The organism is Kribbella sp. NPDC055071 (genome assembly GCF_053608045.1).
The window spans coordinates 44,715-64,120 of the sequence record NZ_JBSGUS010000018.1 but is presented as its reverse complement, the minus strand read 5'-3'; the positions used below and the strand labels follow the sequence as shown (position 1 = coordinate 64,120).

16 protein-coding genes and 1 pseudogene are annotated in these 19,406 nt (G+C 68.1%); 2 read left to right on the top strand and 15 right to left on the bottom strand.

Annotation, left to right across the window (positions count from 1 at the left end; genetic code table 11):
- Position 1 precedes the first annotated feature (1 nt).
- The 11 genes from ACWF4Z_RS27630 to pcaH form a co-directional block, all read right to left on the bottom strand.
- Positions 2–640 (bottom strand): hypothetical protein, encoded by a 639-nt coding sequence (locus ACWF4Z_RS27630; protein ID WP_452246056.1) that lies wholly within the window; start codon positions 638–640, stop codon positions 2–4.
- Positions 637–2,691, bottom strand: a complete 2,055-nt coding sequence (locus ACWF4Z_RS27625; protein ID WP_452246055.1) for a hydantoinase B/oxoprolinase family protein — start codon at positions 2,689–2,691, stop codon at positions 637–639. Before ACWF4Z_RS27625 ends, ACWF4Z_RS27630 begins: the two co-directional genes overlap by 4 nt.
- Complete coding sequence (locus ACWF4Z_RS27620; RefSeq protein ID WP_452246054.1) at positions 2,688–4,847, bottom strand: hydantoinase/oxoprolinase family protein; 2,160 nt, start codon at positions 4,845–4,847, stop codon at positions 2,688–2,690. Before ACWF4Z_RS27620 ends, ACWF4Z_RS27625 begins: the two co-directional genes overlap by 4 nt.
- The gene (locus tag ACWF4Z_RS27615; RefSeq protein WP_452246053.1) at positions 4,844–5,221 is read right to left on the bottom strand and encodes an acetone carboxylase subunit gamma; all 378 of its coding nucleotides are present in this window, start codon (positions 5,219–5,221) and stop codon (positions 4,844–4,846) included. The genes ACWF4Z_RS27620 and ACWF4Z_RS27615 overlap by 4 nt, the downstream gene beginning before the upstream one ends.
- The gene (locus ACWF4Z_RS27610) at positions 5,218–7,101 is read right to left on the bottom strand and encodes a hydantoinase/oxoprolinase family protein (protein ID WP_452246052.1); all 1,884 of its coding nucleotides are present in this window, start codon (positions 7,099–7,101) and stop codon (positions 5,218–5,220) included. Before ACWF4Z_RS27610 ends, ACWF4Z_RS27615 begins: the two co-directional genes overlap by 4 nt.
- Before the next feature lie 139 nt (positions 7,102–7,240).
- The gene (locus ACWF4Z_RS27605) at positions 7,241–8,197 is read right to left on the bottom strand and encodes an AraC-like ligand-binding domain-containing protein (protein ID WP_452246051.1); all 957 of its coding nucleotides are present in this window, start codon (positions 8,195–8,197) and stop codon (positions 7,241–7,243) included.
- Between the two features lie 82 nt (positions 8,198–8,279).
- Positions 8,280–9,956 (bottom strand): tannase/feruloyl esterase family alpha/beta hydrolase, encoded by a 1,677-nt coding sequence (locus ACWF4Z_RS27600; RefSeq protein ID WP_452246050.1) that lies wholly within the window; start codon positions 9,954–9,956, stop codon positions 8,280–8,282.
- Positions 9,957–10,072: 116 nt separating this feature from the next.
- Positions 10,073–10,438 (bottom strand): carboxymuconolactone decarboxylase family protein, encoded by a 366-nt coding sequence (locus ACWF4Z_RS27595; protein ID WP_452246049.1) that lies wholly within the window; start codon positions 10,436–10,438, stop codon positions 10,073–10,075.
- 2 nt (positions 10,439–10,440) lie between these two features.
- Positions 10,441–11,601 carry a lyase family protein gene (locus ACWF4Z_RS27590; protein WP_452246048.1) on the bottom strand — a complete coding sequence of 387 codons (1,161 nt, stop codon included), beginning with the start codon at positions 11,599–11,601 and terminating at the stop codon, positions 10,441–10,443.
- Positions 11,585–12,172 (bottom strand): protocatechuate 3,4-dioxygenase subunit alpha, encoded by a 588-nt coding sequence (pcaG, locus tag ACWF4Z_RS27585; RefSeq protein ID WP_452246047.1) that lies wholly within the window; start codon positions 12,170–12,172, stop codon positions 11,585–11,587. Before pcaG ends, ACWF4Z_RS27590 begins: the two co-directional genes overlap by 17 nt.
- A complete protein-coding gene (pcaH, locus tag ACWF4Z_RS27580) occupies positions 12,169–12,897 on the bottom strand; it encodes a protocatechuate 3,4-dioxygenase subunit beta (RefSeq protein WP_452246046.1) in 729 nt (242 codons plus the stop codon). The genes pcaG and pcaH overlap by 4 nt, the downstream gene beginning before the upstream one ends.
- Between pcaH and ACWF4Z_RS27575 the strand changes: the two genes are divergently transcribed.
- Positions 12,898–13,653: an IclR family transcriptional regulator gene (locus tag ACWF4Z_RS27575; RefSeq protein WP_452246045.1), complete on the top strand. Its 756-nt coding sequence runs from the start codon at positions 12,898–12,900 to the stop codon at positions 13,651–13,653.
- 9 nt (positions 13,654–13,662) lie between these two features.
- Positions 13,663–14,421, top strand: a complete 759-nt coding sequence (gene pcaD, locus ACWF4Z_RS27570) for a 3-oxoadipate enol-lactonase (protein WP_452246044.1) — start codon at positions 13,663–13,665, stop codon at positions 14,419–14,421.
- Here pcaD and ACWF4Z_RS27565 read toward each other — a convergent pair.
- From ACWF4Z_RS27565 to ACWF4Z_RS27550, 4 genes and pseudogenes are all read right to left on the bottom strand, one after another.
- On the bottom strand, positions 14,405–15,571 hold the full coding sequence (locus ACWF4Z_RS27565; protein ID WP_452246043.1) for a 4-hydroxybenzoate 3-monooxygenase: 1,167 nt from the start codon (positions 15,569–15,571) through the stop codon (positions 14,405–14,407). The genes pcaD and ACWF4Z_RS27565 overlap by 17 nt on opposite strands.
- A 55-nt stretch (positions 15,572–15,626) precedes the next feature.
- A pseudogene (locus ACWF4Z_RS27560) lies at positions 15,627–15,938 on the bottom strand (LysR substrate-binding domain-containing protein); the annotation flags it as partial.
- A 618-nt stretch (positions 15,939–16,556) separates the two neighbouring features.
- Positions 16,557–17,777, bottom strand: coding sequence for an alpha/beta hydrolase (locus ACWF4Z_RS27555; protein ID WP_452246042.1), 1,221 nt, complete (start codon positions 17,775–17,777; stop codon positions 16,557–16,559).
- Positions 17,778–17,827: 50 nt separating this feature from the next.
- On the bottom strand, positions 17,828–19,381 hold the full coding sequence (locus tag ACWF4Z_RS27550) for a GMC oxidoreductase (protein ID WP_452246041.1): 1,554 nt from the start codon (positions 19,379–19,381) through the stop codon (positions 17,828–17,830).
- Between the last annotated feature and the right edge of the window lie 25 nt (positions 19,382–19,406).

The window sequence follows — 19,406 nt, the reverse complement described above, 5'->3', positions numbered from 1 at the left end:
GTCAGTGGACGTCGGCGACCCAGTCCTCGAGGTGGCTGAAGTCGATATCACGGTCCAGGTGGCAGTCGGTCAGGACGACTCCCGCACGCGAGACCGGCGCACGCACCGGGACCCTCGACACGAGTGGCAGGCCCGATGCGGGCTCGTCGTAGGCGACCGCCAGGGCCTGGTGGAAGCGAGCGATGTTCGCCAGCGTGCCGAGATCGGCCCCGACGTCCGCGGTGCGGATGACGAGGACATCGACCCCGGCAGCGAGGAACCGCTTGGCGAGGTCGTTCACCGCGTCCACATCGGTGTCCGGTGACCGGCCCGGCCCCGGCAGCACGGCGACCAGAGCGACCCGGTCACCGAGGCTCTGCCGGAGCCGCCCGGTCGCCTCCACGGCTGCCAGCGCATGTGGCCCGTGGGCCAGACCTGCGCCGGCAGCCTGCTCGACCAGTACGTCGTCGTTGCTCACGGCAACACCGTCGGGCCCGATCGCGTCCACCAGATCGCGCAGCCCGTTGGCGAGCTGCGTCGCGTCGTCGAGGAACCCCGGCCACGCGCGCTCCTGGATCCGCGCCGCCGGCGCGAGGGCGAGCGGCACCGCAAGGGTGCCCCCGCCCCCGGCCAGCAGCGAGCGGGCGAGCGTCCTGCTCATGGCCGCATCACGGGCGTGACGACGGCGCCGTCGGGCCAGGATCCGAAGAACCGCAGGATGTCGTCGGCCGGCTTGCGTTGGGACCACTGTGCCTCGAACTCGTCGTACCCGACACCGCGTCCGAGACGCTGGCCGACGATGGTAGCCCGGAGCTCGCTGGTCGCCTCGGGGTCGACGCGACCACTCGCGGAGTCGATCACGACGCCGTACACGCGCCGGGCAACCTCGGGGGACACCAATTCCTTGGTCACGTCCCGTTCCACCGCGACCGGATCGCGGTCGAGCGGGTCGCCGTACCCCGTTCCGCCGGTCGACAGGCCGACGAGCACGCTTTGTCCGTCCATCACCGGATGGATCGAGCTGCCGTACGGCTGCGACACGACGGTTCCACCGAACGTGCCGGCCAGCAGCGCCTCCAGGGTCAACGAACCGGAGGCGGCCGTCTCGAGCGCGGCTTTCACGTCGACGCCGTCGAGCACGATCCCGGGCACGGTCGGCTGCGCGTACCCGCCGAACAGCGGCTGGGGGGTCTGGATCACCGAGTTGTCGGCGATCGCCATCTCGAACAGCATCGGCACGTGGTGGGTGACCCACAGCTGCGCCGTACCGACGCCACCGCGGTACTTCCCGGCTCCGCCTGAGTTCTTCCAGTGCGAGCTGAACGGGATCAGCATCGGGAACTCGTTCTCCATGCTCTCTACGTCCGGAGCCCGGCCGAACGCGCACCACGGGAAGCCGTAGGCGTCCATGCCGTCCTTGACCGCGCGGGCGCCCTGACCCTCGGTGTTGATCGGATACGCGATCATGTCGGCGAAATTCGCACCCCACTGACTGATGCCGGCCAGCACGATCGCGTTCCCGCCGTTGCCCTGGCTGGCCGCGACCTGGTTCCACTCGTCGGAGCCGAACCGCGCCCGGCTCACGCAGTTCGCCACCGCGCTCATCGCGCCGGTGGCCGCCATCACCGAGCACGAGGTCGCTGCCCGCGCGTCCGGTGAGAGCATCGAGTTCGGCGGGAAGACGAAGTCGATCGGCTGGAAGGTCGCCGAGCTGACCGGCAGGTCGTGAAACACGTACTCGTAGATGTAGTTGGCCATATGGCCGATGACCGCCTGCGGATGGGCGTTGTACGACGACGGGTTCTCCGGACTGGTGCCGGTGAAGTCGAAGACCAGCCGGTCGCCCTTCTTCGTCATCGTCATCGAGCAGTTCCGGATCAGCCCGGGCTGCAGACCCGCCGCGTCGCTGAAGGTGACGGCCCGGTACACGCCGTCGCTCCAGTGCTGGATCCGGGTACGGGCGCCCTGCTCGGCCTCGATCAGCATCCGCCGCAGCAGGCCGACCACGAAGTCCTTGCCCTCGCGGTCGAACATCTCGAGCAGCCGGACCCGGACCCGGTCGGCGGTCGTCGCCCGCGCCCGCATGTCGACGGTCACGTTCGCCTCGGCACGGATACCGAACGCGGCGAACATCTCCAGCACGTCCTGACTGATCTCGAAGTTCTGCCCGACCCGCATCGGTGGAAGGTTCATCCCCTCCTCGAAGCGCGAGGTCGCCGTCAGCGGCATCCCGCCGGGCTCGATCGCGCCGGTCTCGGTCGTGTGCGAAAGCGCCGCGGTCCACGCCACCAGCTCGCCCTCGTAGAACACCGGCATGATCGCAACCTGGTCAGGGTTGTGGATACCGCCGTACAGCGCGTCGTTGGTGTACCAGACGTCGCCGTCGTTGATCCCCGGGTTCACCGCATGCCGGTCGAGGATGTACTTGATCACGATCGGCGGGATCACCGCGTGCAGGTAGGTCCCCGCGGAGGCGTTCACCAGATCGCCCTGCGCGTTGAAGATGGCAACGATCGAGTCGCCCGCGACCCCCATCGACGACCGGGAGCTGCGCATGAAGATCTCGTAGCCCTCGTCCAGGATGTCGGCGGTGCGCTGCACCCCGATCTCGTAGTCGCCGGGCCGCAGCAGGCCGGCACACTTCAGTTCGTACTCGGTCGGCTCGCTGACCTTCAGCGCCGCGAGCTTCTCTTCCAGTGACGGATAGGTCATCGGGCCGTCTCCTTCGCCGTGGTGCCTTCGTCCTCGAGGATTCCGAGGCCGTGCGGATCGATCCGCAACTGTTGCCGCGGCGGTACGACGATCGTCGAGAAGTCCATCTCGGCGATCGCCGGGCCGACCACCACGTTCCCCGGCCGGAGCGCGTCGAACGAGTAGACGTCGGTGTCCGCGCGTCGGCCGCCCTGCCCGAGCTCCGGCCAGTAGGCGGACCGGGTGCCCGTCCGCGCCGCGGCCGGATCCGGCCCCTCCAGCTCCTGGACCGCGAGCGCCAGCTTCTCGGTGATCACCGTTGCCTTCAGCACGATCCCGTCGATGTACACGCCGCCGGGCTTGTTGATCACGTGCGGGCTGAACGCCTCGGCGAACTCCTTCTCGAAGTCGGCGTAGACCCGATGTGCGTCGTCCTCGGAGTCGATCGTGAGGACCGGCGACGACACCCGCTTCACCTGCACGAGACCGCCGTACAGCATGTCGAGCTCGACGCTGAACACCGTCTCCGCGTCGCCGAGGCCCTCGGCGTCGAGATCGAGTTTCGCCTTCTCGATCATCGCGGTGACTTTGGCGTTGAACGCGTCCCGGTCCAGCACCAGCTCCTGCGTCGCCGGGGCCATGAACTGCATCCGGCCGCTCTGTTCGTAGACGTGCATGATGTCCATCACCGAGCTGCCGAGCGCCGAGAACACCGGTGCCTGCGGGAAGATGACCGCCGTCGGTACGTCGTCGCGGTAGCCGGCCACGTGCGTCGGTCCACCACCGCCGAAGGCGAACAACGCGAAGTCCTCGGGATGGTAGCCGCGCAGGTGGACCTCGCGCTTGATGGCCGAGGCCATGTTGCTCTCGACGATCCGCCGGATCATCGCCGCGGCCTCGTCGACCCCGAGCCCGAGCGGCTCGGCGATCTTCGTCCGGATCGCCTGGACCGCCAGCTCGCGATCCAGCGGCATCTTGCCGCCGAAGTAGCCGTCCGGCGCGATGTAGCCGAGGACCACGTCGGCGTCGGTCACCGTCGGCTCGGTGCCGCCGAGGTTGTAGCACGCCGGGCCCGGGTACGAGCCGGCCGAGCGCGGACCGACCTCGAGCCGGCCGCCGAGCAGTTCGTTGATCCAGGCGATCGATCCGCCGCCGGCGCCCATCGTCGCGGTCTGCAGCATCGAGATGCCGACCATCCACCGGTCGATGACCGGCCGGAACTCGTACGAGCGGACGGAGGCGTCGACCACCATGCCGGTGTCGAAGCTCGTGCCGCCCACGTCCGAGGCGATCACGTTGCGGAACCCGAGCGCCTGGCCGATGTGGTAGCAGCCCATCAGGCCGGAGACCGGACCGCCGTTGAAGGTTCGCGACGCCGTGGTCTTGAAGATCTCCGCGCTGCCGCCGGTGTTGTGCGTCAGCAGGAATGTTCCGGCGTACCCGTGACTGCGCAACTGGTCCCAGGTGGTCTCCAGCTCGAACTTGATGCTGGTCTGCAGATAGGCGTCGAGGATCGCCGTCATCGTCCGCTCGTACTCACCGACCTTGCCGACGACCTCGTGCGACAACACGACGGGCAGGTAGCCGACGTGATAGCCCTTGTACTCCTCGCGGATGATCCTGCGGACCGCCCGCTCGTGCTCCGGGTTCTGGAAGGACCACAACAGCGACACCGCGATCGCCCGGGCACCCCCGTCGACGAGCTGCCGCAACTTCCGGCGTACGTCGTCCTCGTCGAGCGGCCGCAGGACGGCGCCGGCCGAGTCGATGCGTTCGCACACGCCGACGATCAGATCGCGCTCGACCAGCGGCTCCGGCTTCGACTGCACGGCCAGGTTGCGCCGCTCGCCGATCCGGGTGCCGTCGGTCCACTGCGCGCCGCGACCGATCAGCACCGCGTCCTCGTGGCCCTCGGTGGTGATCAGGCCGAGGCGCGGACCCTTGCGTTCGATCAGCCGGTTCATCGCCACCGTGGTCGAGTAGCGGACGATGTCGATGTGCGGGAGCACGTCGCCCAACGGGCGGCCGAGCTGCTCGACGCCCGCCGTCAGCACGTCGAGAAATCCGACCGAGAGGTCGTACGGCGTGGTCGGCGCCTTGGCGACGTAGCGCTGGTCGTCCCAGGTCAGGACCAGGTCGGTGAACGTGCCGCCGACGTCGATGTCGATCGCCTTCATCGCGCCACCTCGATCTTCCCGTGGTCGTTGATCCGCACGTCGCCGGCGGCGAGGCGGGTCTTCAGGGCGTCCACGTCGAGCGTGGTGTCCTGGGTGAGCGGATGGCCCGGCGGCAGGTACTCGCTCTCGACCTGGCGCCCGCAGCCGGGGCAGTAGAACTCGATGATCCGGATCCACTCCGGATCGGGAGCGAACGTGTACTTGCCTTCCAGCACCGGGTCGTGGATCTCCCGCGGGTCGCGTTCGGCGACCAGCAGGCCGCGCTTGTAGTTCCCGCGCAGATCGCCCAGGTCGTGTCCACAGTCGTGGCAGTGCCAGCGTTCGGCGTCCAGGTCGGCGTCGAGGTACTCGGCGACGTGAAGTTTCGGCATCATGCTTCCTCTCGGTGCAGCGCGGCGTCGCCGTACGCGTCCGTGCTGATCGACCACCCGTCGGTGACGAGCCAGGTGTACTCGCCGCCGTCCACCAGCAGCGGACCCTTGAGCTGCGAGTCGACGAGGTCGGCCTCGGTGTAGGCCGGGATGCCGCCGCGACTGGTGCGCGAGGCGCCGGTCGTGCCGGTCTCGGCCGCGAGCGGTTCCAAGGACGGCAGCGGGTACCGCGCCGTCAGGCGGACGAGATTCGCCTCGCCGTCCAGGTCGGCAACGAGTCCCTCCGGCGTACCGCCTTCTCCGCGCACCATGTGCCCAGCCGAACGGAGCTCCCACTGAAGGCTCGCCTGCTCGGGCGAGAAGCCTTCGCCGCGAAGGTCCCGGGTCGCCTCATCGGCCAGCCGGCCGCCGATCCGGACGAGGTGATCGGCGTCCTGTACGGCGGACTCGTACACGTGGACGACGTCGGAGATCGCCGATCCGAACGCCGAGTAGACGTTCCCGTAGCGGAAGAAGCGGGCCTCCGTTGCGCCGAGGCGGTCCGCCACTGCTGTCACGAACAGCGGGCCGTTGCCGCCGTACGCGTAGATCGTGGTGTCCGCGGGATCCCAGCCGATCTCCTCGGCGGTCTCCCGGGCGAGCTGCGCGACCGTGTCCCAGGCCGCGTCGACGACCTTCTGCGCCGCGTCCTCGGTGGAGATCCCGAGTGGGCCGCCGATGTGCTTGTCCAGCGCCTTGCGGGCCCGATCGACGTCCAGTTGGCGTTTCCCGCCGAGGAAGCCGTTCGGTTCGACGAATCCGGCCACCACGAACGCGTCGGTCACCGTCGCGTTCCGTCCACCGAGCCCGTACGCCGCGGGCCCCGGCGCGGCGCCCATGCTGTCCGGGCCGAGCGTCACGGCACCGTCGGCGACGCGAGCCACCGAGCCGCCGCCGAGGGCGATCGACCGCAGCAGCGGAAAGTCGAATTTCAGCGGAATGCCGAACAGGTCGCCCTCGGTCCGATTCACCACCCGGCCGTTCTCGACCGCGCTCACCTTCGCCGTCGTACCACCGACGTCGATCGCGATCACCTTCGCGTCGCGATGCCGCTCCCCCGCCGCCGCACAGGCGTAGGTTCCGAAGAGCGGACCGGATTCGATCGTGTCGAAGGCGCGCGTCTTGCCGATCCGCGCGACGCCGCCGTTGATGTTGCCGATCAGCACATTGCCCTGCCAGCCGTGCTGGTCGCGGACGATCTCCTCGGCGCGGTACAGGGTCGAGGCCAGCGACGGGTGCACGTAGGCGTTGATCAGGCTCGCGATCGTCCGCGTACTGTCGTCGGGGCGCAGCATCACCTCGGTCCCGGACAGCGCCGGGATGGATCCGAGGAAGTGGTCCGGGTAGTCCTGCCCGACCAGCTCGACGATCCGCGTCTCGGCGTCGCCGTCCGGGAAAGCCCCGGCCAGGCTGATGTTGATGCGCCGGATTCCCTTGTCCAGCAGGGATTTCACGGCCAGCCGGACCTGCTGCTCGTCGGCGTCCGCGTCGATGCCGGTGATGTCGTCGGCAGCCACCAGAGTGCCGACAACGGTCGCTGCGGCGGTCGCGTCGTACAGGTCCTGCTCGTGGCCCTTGCTGACCAGCAGACCGAGTTTCGGGCCGACCCGTTGCGCGAGCACGTTGGAGGTGATCGTTGACGACCACCGGATGATCTCGACCTGCCGCAGCAACGCCGCCAGGGTGTCGAAGCCGAGCTGGTCACGCGCCGCCTCGAGCACGTCGAGGAAGGCGATGGTGACGTCGTGCGGGGTGGTCTCCACCTTGAGGGACAGCACTCGTCCCTCGCCGCTGACGAGACCATCCGTCATGGTCCCGCCGGTGTCGATGTCGACGTTGTACATCGATGAGTACTCCCGTCGCTAGGTTCAGATGTGACGAGACTCGGGCAGCTGTGACCGGCGCTCAAGGTCTGCCCGGGGAGGTTGCGCTCACGGTCGAAAGCGCCGCGCTGAAGGTTGAAACAGGTCGACGTAGCAACCGTCAGAGCGAGAGCTCACTGCTGCGGAACTCCCTGGGAGTCACACCGAACTCCGTCTTGAACATCCGGGTGAACACGGTGGCGTTCGGCAGTCCGTGCGCGGCCGCGATCCGTCCGATCGATCGATGCGCCAGCCGCGGATCGCTCAGGTCACGCCGGATCGCGGTCAGGCGGGTCGACCTGAGTCGCTCCATCACGGTGGCCCCCGTCGTACCGAAGAGGGCGTGCAGGCTCCGCACCGAGATGCCGACGGCTGCCGCGACGGCCGCCGGATCGAGCATCGCGTCGTGATGGTTGGCCTCGAGGTGGTGCAGCACCTGCTGCCGAAGGACCTGCTCCGGATCGCCGACGGTCCACGGCCGGCCGAACTCGGTCTGCACCAGGGTGCCGATCAGGTCGGCGGCGTTCTCCCCCAGCGCCGCGGCGGTCGGCTGCCGCTCGAACTCGCGTCCGCTCGCGGCGAGGTTCAGCAGGAACTGCGAGACGATCGCGGACACGCCGCCGTCGCCGCGCATCGCGGTCGCCGTCAGCGTGCGGAGCTCCTGGTCGGATCGCCGCAACTTGTGCTTCGGCAACAGGAACACGTGCCAGTGGAAGCGGTTCTGCATGACGAGCGTGAACGGCCGGGAACTGTCGTACAGCACCATGTCCCCGGCGTTCAGCACCGCCTCCCGCCCGTCCTGGACGAGAATCGAGGCGCCGCCCGTCGGGATCCCGATCTGCACCGTGCCCGGATCACCCCGGCGGACGTCGCTGTCGTCACGTACGTAGACGTGATCCCCGCCGACCACTTCACGGATCGCGAGATCCCCCAGCCGACGGCAGCCCATCGCCGCCTCGGGCTGCGCGTCGTGCCGGGGGTCGATCTTCACCGGCAGGATCTGCTGACACACGGTGTCCAGCCAGAACGCCATCCGATCCTTCCGCGGCGCCTGACGCGTATCGAACAGCTCGCCCATGCCGACCACGCCCTCTCATCGGGCATTATCCGCCGTACTCCTTGAACCGTCGCGCGCCGAGTGCCGCCAGGCGGAACAGACGCTACTTCGGCACCCGGATCAGTCCACCCGGGCGGTCGTAGGCCGTCTTGACGGCAGCTGCGCGCTCCGGGGTGACCGCCCCGGCCTGGCACGTGCCTGCAGACGTCACGCGACTCGGATACGCGCAGACTGTTCGGGTCTGCCCGGTTCCGAAGGATTGCTGGAAGCTTGTCGGGGCGACGCCGTCGTCGACCCAGGTCTCCAAGGCGTCGAGCAGTTGGTCGGCCGAGGAGCCCGTCCCGGCGAGGGCCGGCGGCATGTGTCCGACACCCGGGAAGAAGAACGTACGGATGAAGCTCTGGGACTGCCGCTCGCCGTACCGCTCGTAGAGACGCTGCAGGTAATTGTACGAGCCGAACGGCGTGATCAGCGGGTCGCTCAGCCCGTGCCAGAAGATGATCTTCGCGCCGCTCGCAACGACCTTGCTCAGGTCGATGCTGTCCGTCGACGCCGTACCCTCGAACTTGCCGAACGACGCCTCGAACGTGGCGGTGAACTTCGCCATCGTGAGATCGGTGCGCCAGTTGTAGCCGGGATCCTCGTTGAGCCAGTTGGCCACGTAGGTCTCGTTCAGGGCGCCCAGGTTCTTCCCACCGGGCAGCAGCAGGTCGAACGGCGTCCCGCGCATCAAACCGCCCCAGAGACGGGTGCCCTTGGCATCACGCGGTCCGTCCCAGATCAGGTCGACAGCCCGTGCCTCGGTCGCGGTCAAGCAGGTGGCCGTGACTGCGCCGGCCTGGTCGCACTGCAACTGCTTCGCATCGTAGGTGCAGGACAGCGGATCACCGATCGTCTTGTCCAGTACGCCGTCAGCCCCGTCGCAGGACGCAACAGCCGCCGCGTTGGCCGCAGCGCTCTTGGCCGGCGCGAGCCCACCGGATCCGAGCAGCTCGTTCACGACGACCGCGGGCCACGCCTCCCCGATGATGAACCGGTTCCAGTTGATCGCCGGCATGCCGAGGACGAACCCGTCGAACAGATCGCCGTAGCTCTGTGCCATCTGCCAGCCTTGGCGGCCACCGGTCGAGGTTCCGTACCAGTAATTGTGGTCGGCGGCGTGGCCGTAGTACGCCTTGGCCAGGTCGAGTGCCCACAAGGTCTGCGCGTGCAGGCTGTCCTTCATGAAGTCCTCGACCTGCCAACCCATCAGGTTGTTGTCCGCGTCGAGCACGAACCCGCCACCGGCCAGCCCGCAGTTCAGCTGGCTGTTGGGCTTGCCGGTCTTCGCGTTGGTCGCGTTGCACCAGGCTGCACTGTGGCCTGTGTCCGTCAGCGAACCCACATAGCCGCGCGAGAGGCCGACCAGCGGGTCGGTGACCTGACCTTGGTATCCACCGCCGCCTTCGTTCACGACTGCGCCGTTCCAGGAACCGGTGACCGATCCGCCCTGTCCGCCGTCCGCGCCGCTCAGCGGCAGCGTCACCCGAATAGTGATCGCCGGCTTCTGCACCAGCGTCACCCGGCAGAACGCAGTCACCCCGGCCACGGCCGGCACCACCTCCGCCGACGCCGTCTCCGCCTTGTGCGCCTGAGCGAACTCGCTCAGCTCAACACACCCGGCCGCCCGAGCATCCGATGCCGGAGCCAACGCCACCACCCCGGCCGCCGCAACCAAACCGGAGACCACCACACCCACAATCCCACGACGATTCCCCAGCAAACGACGTGCTTTACCCATGCGCCAATTCCTCCACAGCCGACCTGCACCACCCCCTCCCCGCCGACCCTAGAAGCGCCCTCCCGACGCCAAAACCCACCGTTCCGCAGACCGGCACACCAACCCTTCGATCGGGCTTACGCGGTGGGGAGGACGCGGGCGGCGATGGTGTAGGCGGTGTTCGCGGTTGGGACGCCGCAGTAGATGGCGCACTGGAGGAGGAGTTCGGAGATTTCCGCTGGGGTCAGGCCGTTGGTGAGGGCCGCTTTGAGGTGGAATTCGAGTTCGGACCAGTGGTGGCCGGCGACCAAGGCGGTCAGCGTGATGACGGAGCGGGTACGACGGTCCAGGCCGTCTCGGGCCCAGACCGAGCCCCAGGCGTAGCGGGTGATGAGGTCCTGGAAGCCCTCGTTGAGAGGGTTTGGCGCGGCGTCGACGTGAGCGTCGCCCAGGATCTCGCGGCGGATCCGCAGGCCCTCGTCGTACGGGTCGGTCCAGGACATGGTCAGTCCCCTCTCGTCAGGGCGCGGTCGATCCAGACGTTGGCGGCCTGGAGGTGGGGAGCCGTCCAGGTTTCGTCGGCGCCTAGCGTGGAGCGAAGGTGCTCGAGGTTGCGAGCAAGTGCGTCCTCGTCGAAGATCAGGCCCTCGACCAGGTCGCGGAGGAGTTCGACGGCTCCTCCGGCCAGGCGGAGCATCGTGCGGAGGGGTTGCCATTCGGCGTGCCACGCACCGGCCGGGCGTTCCTGCTCGGCGATGGCCGATGCAGCGATGATCGCTCCGAGTGCGGGGAGTTGCTGGGCCGAAGAGGTGATCAGAATTGATCGGACGGGGTTCGACTTGTGGGGCATCGACGACGACGGACCGCCGGTGGACTCACGCACTTCGCCGATTTCTGTCTGGCTCATCACCACGACGTCCGCGGCGATCTTGCCGGCCGCGGCGCCCGTCAGCACGAGAGCGTTGGACAGGCCGAGCACCGCGCCACGGCGAGTGTGCCAGGACAGAGCCGGCGCGGACAGGCCGAGCTGATCGGCGAAGGCATCCAGTACGGCGGGACCGTCGGCACCATACGCATGAGCCGTCCCGACCGGTCCTGCGAGTGCCGCCGGCAGGGGATGCAGGGCACGGATCGAGTCCAGGGCATCTCGCGTACCGGTCAGCCAGCCGGCCACCCGCAGACCGAGGGTCGTCGGCAATGCCTGCTGACCAAGGGTCCGGGCGACAACCGGCAGACCGCGATAGAGGTCGACAAGGTCTGCCAGCTTGCCGGCGACAGCATCCAAATCGTCGGCAACCGCCGCGAGGACGTCGGTAGCCAGCAGCATCATCGCCGTGTCCAGGATGTCCTGGCTGGTCGCGCCGTAATGAATCCACTCGCCGCCCACATCCCGCAACCGCTCCACCAGCGGGATCACCGGGTTGCCTCCGGCAACGGCGTCGACCGCCAGCGGTCCAGGATCGATCAACACGCCGTCGACGTACGACGCCACCTCCAGCGCCGACGTGGGTGCGATCCCCACCTGCACCAGCGCCCGGATCAACGCCGCCTCGCACCGCACCAAGGCCCCGACCAACGCAGCATCGCTCGTCAGCACCGAAGCCCGGCTGCCGGCCCAGACCGGGCTCAACAACCCGAAGTCCCCGGACTTATCGGTCGCCGACATCGAGGAACACCGTCTCCCGATCGCCCTGCAGATGTACGTCGAACCGGTATCCGTCGGCCGCCGCCACGGCCACCAGCGACGCCCGGCGGGACTGCGGCAGCGAGCTGACGAGCGGATCGTCATCCAGCCCGTCGTCCGGGAAATAGACGCGGGTGACGGCCCGCCGCAGCATGCCCCGGGCGAAGACCGACATCGCGATGTGCGGCGCCTGGGATCGCCCGTCCACCGTCGGCACCGCCCCCGGCTTCACCGTGACGAACGAGTACTCGCCGCCCTCGGTCGCCGATCGCCCGAACCCGCGGAACCCTGTGGGCACCGCATAGATCCCCGGCGACGTCACGAACCGGCCGGACTGATCCGGTTGCCAGATCTCGACCAACGCATCCAGGATCGGCTCCCCCGCGCCGTCGTACACAATGCCGGCGAGTCGCACCCGCCCCGGCACCGACGGGCCGGCAACCTGCGGACCCGCGTCGTACGGCAACGCGTCGTGGAAGAACGGCCCGACCGTCTGCCAGGGTGTCGGCCCCGCGGATGCCGCGACCTCGCTGACCGGGTAGACGAAACTCACTGCGGTCCCTCGAACGGCGTGGCGCCGAGCACGATGTCGAAGCGATAGCCCGTCGCCCACTCCGCCAGGGTCGCACCATGGTCGTACGACGCGATCAACCGTAGCCGAGCACGTTCGTCGCGGACGGAGTTGAAGATCGGATCCTGGAAGAACAGCGGATCCCCCGGGAAGTACATCTGCGTGACCAGCCGCTGCGTGAAGGCGCGTCCGAACAGCGAGAAGTGCAGGTGCGCCGGCCGCCAGGCGTTGTCATGGTTGCGCCACGGGTACGGTCCCGGCTTGATCGTGACGAACCGATAGTTGCCATCGGCATCGGTCAGGCACCGGCCCGTACCGGTGAAGTTCGAGTCCAGCGGAGCCGGATGCCGATCCAGGCTGTGCGCGTACCGTCCGGCCGCGTTGGCCTGCCACAGCTCGACCAGGGTCCCGCCGACCGGGCGTCCAACGGTGTCGGTCACCCGGCCGTGCACGATCAGCCGCTCGCCGATCGGCTCGGCGGCGCCGTGCAGAGTGAGATCGGCATCGGTGGCACTGACATCAGCCGATCCGAACACCGGCCCGGTCAGCTCGACGTACCCGGGTGGCGGCATCACCAGGGCCTTCGCCGGGGAGCGAACCACGGTCGAGGCATAGTCCGGGAACAGGTACGGCGGGTCCAGCGCCGGGTTCGTCATGCCCACATGCTCGCTTGCCACCACGGCGTACGACGACCACACTTCCGTCACATGGAAGGCACCGCGGCGAGCAGGCTCCTGTCCGTGCTGAGCGTGTTCACCGAGGAGCGACCTGCGCTGACGCTGACGGAGATCGCCGCCGTCGCCGCACTCCCCCTCAGTACAGCGCATCGCCTTGTCGGTGAGCTGGTCACCTGGGGCGCACTGGAACGCGGATCGGACGCGCGCTATCGGATCGGCCTACGGCTGTGGGAGCTCGCCTCGCTGGCCCCACGCGGCCTGCCGTTGCGCGAAGCCGCGCTGCCGTTCCTCGAGGACCTCTACGAGGCCACCCACGAGAACGTGCAACTGTCGGTCCTCGACGGCGACGAGGTGGTCTTCGTCGAGCGCCTCTCCGGTCGACGCGCAGTCAAGACCCGCACCCGTGTCGGCGGCCGGCTGAGCGGCATCGCCACCGCGGGCGGCCGCGTACTCCTCGCCCACGCGCCACGCGACGTCGTCGAGAAGATCCTGACCGAGCCAGTCCACGCCTACACCCCACACACGATCACCGACGCCAAACGGCTCCGCCGCCTGCTCGCCGACGTACGCCGTCAAGGGGTCGCGGCCGACGAGGCCCAGGTGACCGCCGACGCGATCTCCGTCGGGGCACCGATCCGCAACCGGTACGGCGAAGTCGTGGCAGCGGTCTCCGTGGTCGCCAAAGCCGAACCGGGCACGAAACAAGTGCTGATCCCGCTGGTAACGACTACGGCATCGGCCATCTCCCGCGCCCTCGGCTTCAACGGAACCAAGAAGGGGCCCTAACCTTGGCGCATGTCGAGACTGCATTACGGACTCGCCGGGCCCGAACACGCACCAGTGGTGGTCCTGGCGAATTCGCTCGGCGCGACCCTGCGGATGTGGGAACCACAACTCGAGCCACTCGCCCGCTCGTTCCGCGTGGTCCGCTTCGACACGCGGGGACACGGCGGCTCGCCGGTACCGCCCGGTCCGTACACGATCGACGAACTCGCCGACGACGTACGCGAGTTGCTCGACCACCTGGAGCTCGAGAAGGTGCACTACGTCGGCCTGTCTCTCGGTGGCATGATCGGGATGCGCTTGGCCGCACAACACCCTGACCGAGTCGATCGCCTTGCGGTGTTGTGTACCTCGGCGTTGCTCGGCCCTGCCTCGATGTGGCACGAGCGCGCCGCCCTCGTGCGGGAGCGCGGTACGGCGAGCGTGGCCGAGGCGGTGGTTGCCCGCTGGTACACAAAACCCTTCCAGGAAAGGCATCCCGAGGTGATCGCCGCGGCCCGGCAGATGGTTGCCTCCACACCGCCACAGGGCTACTCGGCATGCTGCGAGGCGATCGCGGCGATGGATCTGACCGCCGACCTACCCCGAATCACCGCACCCACTCTGGTGATCGCGGGCGCGGACGACGTGGCGACACCGCCCGATCACCTCGAACGCATCGCGGCGACGATCCCCAGTGCGAACCTGCTCGTCGTACCGAATGCTGCCCATCTCGCGAACGCCGAACAGCCAGACTTGGTCACGGCGGCACTCCTCAAGCACTTGGAGTGAACGGCAGTCCCACGTAGTTCTCCGCCAAGGTCGTGGCCGCGGCGGACGAGCTCACGACGTACTCGAGCTGCGAGAGCTGCAAGCGTTCCTGGAAGGGATCGTCGCCCGGGAAGTTGTGCAGCATCGAGGTCATCCACCAAGAGAAATGCTGCACCCGCCATACCCGCCGCAGGCAGGTTTGGGAGTACGCATCGAGGCCGGTACGGCGACCGGCGAAGTACCAGTCCCCCAGGGCCTCCGCCAGGACATGAACGTCGTGGACAGCGAGGTTGAGTCCTTTGGCCCCGGTCGGCGGGACGATGTGCGCGGCGTCGCCGGCCAGGAACAGCCGACCGTGCTGCATGGGTGCACAGACGAAGCTACGCATCGGCGTGATGCCCTTGTCGAGGATCGGCCCCTCCTTCAGCGACCAGCCGCCGTGGGCGAGCCGGAGGTGCAGCTCATCCCAGATCCGCTCGTCCGGCCAGTCAGCGAGGTCCTCGTCCGGATCCACTTGCAGATACAGTCGGCTGACTGTCGGCGAGCGCAGACTGAGCAGGGCGAAGCCACGGTCGTGCCGGGCATAGATGAGTTCGTCGTTCGACGGCGCGACGTCGGCCAAGATGCCCAGCCAGACGAACGGATACTCGCGATCGTACGCCGTTGCCGTGGGCAACTGATCTCGGCACACGCCATGGAACCCGTCGCACCCGGCGATGAAATCGCAGTCCAGCTCGATCCGGCGACCGTCCTGCGTGAAGGAGACCCGAGGCACGGCAGGGTCGACAACAACCTCCTCAGCCGAGAAGTGAACCTGTCCGCCGGACGCGAGCCGCGCCTCGGTGAGGTCGTGCACCACCCGCTGCTGACCGTAGATGGTGATCGACCGGCCGCCGCTGAGTTCTGTCAGCGGGATCCGGTGCGACACCCCGTCGAACAGCAACTCGATCCCGTGGTGCGGCAGACCGTCCCGATCGAGTCCCTCACTCACCCCCACGGTCCGAAGCAGGTCGACGGTGCCCTGCTCGAGCACTCCGGCTCGCACCCGCTTCTCTACATACGAGCGGCTGCGCCTCTCCACGACGACTGAGTCGATCCCGCGCAGCTGCAGCAGGTGCGACAGCACCAGCCCGGCCGGTCCGGCACCGACGATCGCCACCTGTGTCCGCACGCCGCTGCCCCTCTCCGAGTGTCCCTGCAGGGTGCCCGAGGCGCGATCGGACCGCGACCCGACTTCCACCAGGCGGAAGCCGGTCGCCGTCGAGCGCGATGCGCTTGATCGAACTCTCCGGTGCACCGGGAGTCAGGTCGGGCGCGATCGTCAGCCCCCAGCCGACTCCGACCAGCCCCAACGCGGTCGCGACGTCCCCCACCGTAGCCGCCACCCGCGGGCGATAGCCGGAGCCAGAACACAATCCCAGCAGGACCGTGCTGAGCGGATGGTTCTGATAGACGACCCAAGACTCGTCCCTCAGTTGTTCCATCCGGCAGCTTTCCAGATCGGCGAGCGGGTGCTGCAACGGCGTACACAGGCTCAACCGGTCGCACCCGCTGTTCCGGGATGTGCGGGAACTGCGGATGACAAGCTGGCTCGCGAACAAGGCTGCCCAGGATCCAGCAATCCGGGCCGAGGTCGAGCAGCGGATCGCGTGCCTTCGCGGGCACAACGGTGATCGTCCGTGGTGCTGGCAGGCAGGCTAGTCAGACTGATCCGTAGTCGGCATGCTGACCCACGCACCGCAGTCGACCTGCGGTTCGCCGAGCATCACGGGCATCCAGGTGCGCATGAGTGGCAGGCCACCACAGCCGTTCGTGGATCAGTTCGTGGATCAAGATCGATCCACGGCGGCGAAGGCGCAGCGACTGGCCCGCAGGTGCTGGCCCCCGGTGATTCACGAAGCTGCCGGTTGATCTTGCAATTGAGCTTGTGGTCTGCGCGAGGGTTGTCCGGCGGCTGAGCAATGGCGAACTGACCGGTCCGCTGTTCCGTCGGTGGCTCCCGCCGCTGGTTGTGTCGGGCTCGAAGATCATGCAGGTCGCACTGCGCGCTCAGCAAGCACGGTTTGCCCTGGTAGTGGGCACTTTCGTCTGTCCGGGCACTCGACACGCCGGATCAATCGTGAATGGCCGGGCTTGGTCCGACGATGGGCCTGTTCTCAGGATCGAACCCGCGCCAGCAGATAGTTCTGTGACATCGTCAGGAACGCCTGATTTCCGATAGAGTTCGCAGCCAGTTGATCATAGGAGTGGTTGGCGAACGGCACCTTCGCCAACGTGATATCCACTCCGGCCGCACGGGCTTTGTCGACGAAGTCGTAGACAGAGTCCGGGGGCACCAGATTGTCGCGCTCCCCCTGGATCACCAGAGTCTGCGGCGCCTTGGCCGTGATGTACGTGGCCGACGAAGTCGCTGCGACGCGCTCGGGGTACTCCTGAGGGCTGCCGCCCAGGTATTTGCGGACCATGTCCTCGTCGGACAGTGAGCCGAGTGAGAAGTGGTTGGCGTAGACGGCCGCTGGATCCACCGCGGGATATTCGGCGACGACCGCCCGTGGAACGGGGACGGTACCGCAGGGGGAGTTCACTCGGCCTGCGGAGATTCCGTAGGCGAGGTTGAGCGCCAGGTTGCCGCCTGCGGACTCGCCGAGAATGGCCAGCCGAGCTGGATCACCGCCGAGGCGGGCGGCGTTGTGTGCGGTCCATGCCCATGCGCAGGCGACGTCCGCCGGTGCTTGGTCCCACGTGTGTTCGGTGTTGTTCGCCAGGCGGTATTGGACGCTGACGACGAGCCACCCGTGATCTGCGAACCACCGCATGTCGACGGGCATGTTGTCCTCGGTGCCGGAGATCCAACCACCGCCGTGGACGTAGACGAGTGTCGGGGCAGGCTGCGGAGTGGGCGACGGTTTGTACACAGCCACCGACAGCGCTTGGCCACCCGCAACGGTGTAGACCTCGTGGACATCAGCGCTCGCCGCGGCCATCGACGACGGGGCGAGCGCGCGAAAGACGTTCACCGAGCCGCCGGCGTCACCGATTGCCGCCACCATGACCACGACGAGGACCGCGCTCGTCAGAGTCCCCAGCGCACCGAGTCCGCTTGCGGCGGCCGCGGTCCATGTGAGACCGCGACGGATCCGCCACAGCCCGATCACGAGCGCGGGCAGGGCCGCGATCACGAGCAGCGGACCGAGCGTCGGCACGATCAATGCGGCTGCAGCACCGAGCAGTCCCACCGGCACGGCGGCACCCAGGTCTACAAGAACCACCAGGAGGGCAAGGACGAGGGCAACCGCGGTTCCGACGAACCAGACGACCGAACCCACCCGGCGTCGTCGTGCACGCGCCTCGTCAGCTGGCTCATCTACGGCCTCCACAGGCTTGTCCTCTCCGCAAGAACCCTTCAACATGGACTCTCCCCGATTTGTCAACGGCCGGCTTCGTGCACCAGGTGTCCGGCCGAGCGGACGGCAAGGGCGACGCTGGTGATCGTCGGATTGCAAGCGGTCGAAGTGGGTATGACATTGTTTCCACCGAGGTAGAGGCCATCTACGCCCCAGACCCGCGCATAGGAATCGCAGACCGACGCGCCGTCGTCGAAGGCCCCCATCCGAGTACTTCCCTGGTAGTGCAGCGAAGAGCCGCCGGGCATCAACTGGGGTTCGCCGACGACGAGTTCGCCGAGGAGTCGCGCGGCCTTGATCGCGTCCTCGCGCATTCTGCCAACAGTGCTGCAGTCGGCGTCGGTGAGGCCGTATCGCAGCAACATGTTCGGCAGACCGTACGTATCCGACTCGGTGTCGCTGAACTCGATCGCGTCCTCGTGGCGAAGCTCTTTCGCCCCGTACCAGGCGAGCGCGGCGTCCGGCTGTAGCGCATCCCGCGCCGCGTACTCGTCGGAGGTGACGGCGATGGGACTGCGGCTCGCGAGATGGATCTGGCCCTGGATCGGGCGTACCTCGTCGATATAGGGAATCAGAACGGCACCGAGCGGGCGCGGCCCAGCTTCGAGCTGGGGGATTTCGCTGGAGAAGCGCGGATCAAGGCGGAACGCCCCGACCACCTTCAGATGGTCGTTCAAGTAGCGCCCGAGAGCCGGTGGACGGATGCCTGAGGCGTACAGCAGTTGCGGTGTGCGCAGAGCGTCCGCTGCAACGACCACCTGGCTCGCGCGGACCGCGTACTGAGCGTCGGTGCGCCGGTCGAGCAGGAGCGCCCCGACGGCTCGGCCGCCCGATGCGTCCAGCAGAACGCGGCGAGCGACGGTCTGCGCGCGTAGCTCGAAGTCGGCCGTGTCCGCTTCGGACAGATCGCCGAGGATCACGTCGGTGCCTGAGAACCGCGTGCCGCGAGCGTCGTTCGTCACCGCGAAGGGGGTCAACTGCACGGGCGGCGCATCCACGATGCCGGTGTCGAAGGCGCCTGCGACGAGTTCGAGCACCTTCGCCAACAGGGGATCGCCCCCGTCGAGGTCCCGCGAGACGCGAAGAAGCCGGTCGGCCTCGGTGTAGGCGGCCTCGAGCTCGGCGTGCGGGATGAAGCCGATGCGCTCGACGCCGCTCGGGCGTGGTACCGAGGCCGTCCAGTGCACGCCCATCCCTCCGACGCCGCTGGACATGCTCGCCGCGGGCAGGCCGAACTCGCCGTGTGCGCGCACGTCGGGGCCTCGGTGGGCCAGGAAGAGTCCGGATCGCTGGAACAGGGCCGGATCCGCCCCGGACCGGACTCCCCGCGCCACCTGGTAGAACGGCGGCTCGACGTGGTCGGCGTCCGCGTCCGGCCCCTGCGACAGCCGGCGGGCCCGTGGCCGCTCGGTCGCGGGCAGGTTCTGAACGTGCTCGCCACGGCGAGCGCTGAGCACGGGGCCGGCTTCGATCATCAGAATCCGGGCGCCTACAGCGTGATCGGCGATCACCCGGGCGAAGGTTGAACCGACCGGTCCGCTGCCGATGATCAGCACGTCCACCTCTTCGTGGAACACAGCATCACACTCCTCGATGGACGAT